Below are 2,446 nucleotides of genomic sequence, written 5' to 3'. Positions count from 1 at the left end.
GCCCCACCCCCTAACTTTCCCCCCATGTCCAAGGGCGTCACACCGCGCAGTCAGGATTACGCCCGCTGGTACACCGACGTGGTCCGGAAGGCCCAGAGCTGGCCGACTACGGCCCCGTGAAGGGCACCATGCTCATCCGGCCCTACGGCTACGCCATCTGGGAGGCGTTGCGCGCGGCCTTCGACATGCGGCCCTGCCCATCCCCTAATTGAGGACCGGCGGCGATGGCTCTGCAGTGTGGCCTCATTGGTCTGCCCAACGCCGGCAAGTCCACCCTGTTTAATGCCCTGACGTCCTTACAGGTACCGGCGGAGAGCTATCCTTTCTGCACGGTGGACCCCAACGTGGGGGTGGTGCCCGTCCCTGACGCGCGGCTGGCAGCCCTGGAGGCCGTCTACGCACCCGGCAAAGTCACCCCCGCTACCGTGGAATTTGTTGACATCGCGGGACTGGTGCGCGGTGCCAGTCGGGGGGAGGGGTTGGGCAACCAGTTCCTGGCCCACATCCGGCAGGTGGACGTCGTGATTCACGTGGTGCGCTGCTTCGACGACCCGGAGGTAAGCCATGTTGAAGGCAGCGTGGATCCGCAGCGGGACGTGGGGATTGTGGAGACCGAGCTGCTGCTCAAGGACCTGGAGTCGGTGGAGAAGCGCCTGCCGGCCACTCGGAAGTTGGCCGCTACGGGGGCTGCCACCGCCCGGAAAGAGTTGCCGGTGCTGGAGAAAGTCCACGCCGCTGTGAACGCCGGAGAGACGGTTCGCAGCCAGAGCTTGACCGCGGCCGAGCAGGCGGCAATTGCGCCGCTGTTTCTGTTGACACGGAAGCCAGCGCTGGTGGTGGCCAACGTGGATGAGGCGGCGATCCAGCGACGCGACCGTGGGCCGGAGGTGCAGGCGCTCTTTGACGGGGCTGCCCGGGCCGGGGACCGCGCCATCCGCTTGTCTGCGCAGCTGGAACAGGAGCTGGCCCAGCTGGAGGTGTCGGAGCGGACGCCCTTCATAGCGGAGTACGGGCTGCCGGAGGCGGGCCTTGACAAGCTTGTGCGGGCGGCCTATGAATTGCTTGAGTACCAGACCTTTTTCACGGGTAACCCCAATGAGCTGCGGGCCTGGATGATCCCCCGGGGCCTCAGCGCCCACGCCGCCGCCGGGCTGGTGCACAGCGACTTCCAGCGCGGGTTCATTCAGGCGGAGGTGTTGCCCTACGATGAGCTGGTGCGCCTGGGAACGGAGCGGGCCGTGCGGGAGGCGGGCCGGGCGCGGCAGGAAGGGCGCGACTACGTGGTGCGGGATGGCGATGTGATTTTGTTCAAATTCAATGTGTAAGAGCCCACTGAGTCAGATAGCTTGCACTGGACCTGCGTGAAATTCTATCCAATTAAGGAACTCATGACCCAGCTTTGACAATTCTTAGACAATTTCATGACAAGCCGGATCGCTGAATCTCATATATTGGGCTAGACTGAGAGGGTGACATGATAGGTTTGCTCAATAGAATTCCTTACTACAGATCCCTGGTTTTGCTCCTGGTATTTTCTCCGTTGCATGGTCAGGCCGGGCCTCCAGCGTTGACCGATATACCCGAAATCGTCCTCACCACTCCCCAAGGTCACCAGCGAATCGGAAAGGTCCTCTACGCGATGGATACTTCCCTTGTGCTCTGGGGGAGCAAGGATTCATACAATCACTATGAACTCAGTGAGTTCGCGCAGCTGGTTCCATATTATTCCTTGGAACAAATTGTGGTAGTAAATAAGGGTCATTTTGTCCGAGGACTGGTGGGAGGGGGTCTAATTGGAGGGGCAGCCGGGGCCGCACTTGGGGCAATCTTTTCTTCGGACGGTGGATTTATCTCACCCAGTGAGGAGGTTCTACTCGGGGCTATTTTCCTTGGTGCAATCGGTGGATCGGCTGGCGGACTTATTGGTGCGATTAGAAATATTGATGACCGGTTTCCGATCAACGGGAATCCTGGAAGATATAGGGAGGCTCTTCCCTGGCTGCGGCGGTATGTGCTTTTTCCACACGACCCCCCAGATGAGCTGCAAGCATGGATTGATGGGGAATCCGGCAGGGATATTGCCCATTCGGACAATTTACAACCTCCAGGATCTCGATTACCGGGCTCAGCGCAGTCGGTCAGTTTGAAGACTGCGTCGGAAACGAGGAGATTTCAGATCTCGTTCGGATTTGCCTGGATAGAGATGTCCGCCAACAATAACATTTTCGACGCCTTTAGTCGATCAGGCTTTAGCGGTACGGAAGCCGGATTTTTTTCGTCGACAGATTATCCCAGAGATCTTTCGCTACCATTCGCCTCAAGCATCGGCCTGGAATACGATATTAATAACCGTTTCCGTGTGGGGCTGATGCGCGAGCCGTTCCCAAAAACTGATATAGAAGGTATCGATGGTGAAAGGGAATCCTTGGTGGGTGCATCATATATC

Annotated in this window: 2 protein-coding genes; both read left to right on the top strand. The window is 59.0% G+C overall.

Annotated elements, in window-relative coordinates; translation table 11 throughout:
* The first annotated feature begins 224 nt into the window (after positions 1-224).
* Positions 225-1,325 (top strand): redox-regulated ATPase YchF, encoded by a 1,101-nt coding sequence (ychF, locus tag IH971_11180; protein ID MCH7498390.1) that lies wholly within the window; start codon positions 225-227, stop codon positions 1,323-1,325.
* A 149-nt stretch (positions 1,326-1,474) separates the two neighbouring features.
* Positions 1,475-2,446, top strand: a 972-nt coding sequence (locus tag IH971_11175) for a hypothetical protein (protein ID MCH7498389.1), incomplete at its 3' end; no start/stop codon positions are given.

This window comes from Candidatus Neomarinimicrobiota bacterium, assembly GCA_022560655.1.
Taxonomy (GTDB): domain Bacteria; phylum Fidelibacterota; class Marinisomatia; order SCGC-AAA003-L08; family TS1B11; genus JADFSS01.
The sequence above is the reverse complement of the archived record's forward strand: the minus strand, read 5'-3'. Positions and strand labels throughout refer to the sequence as shown.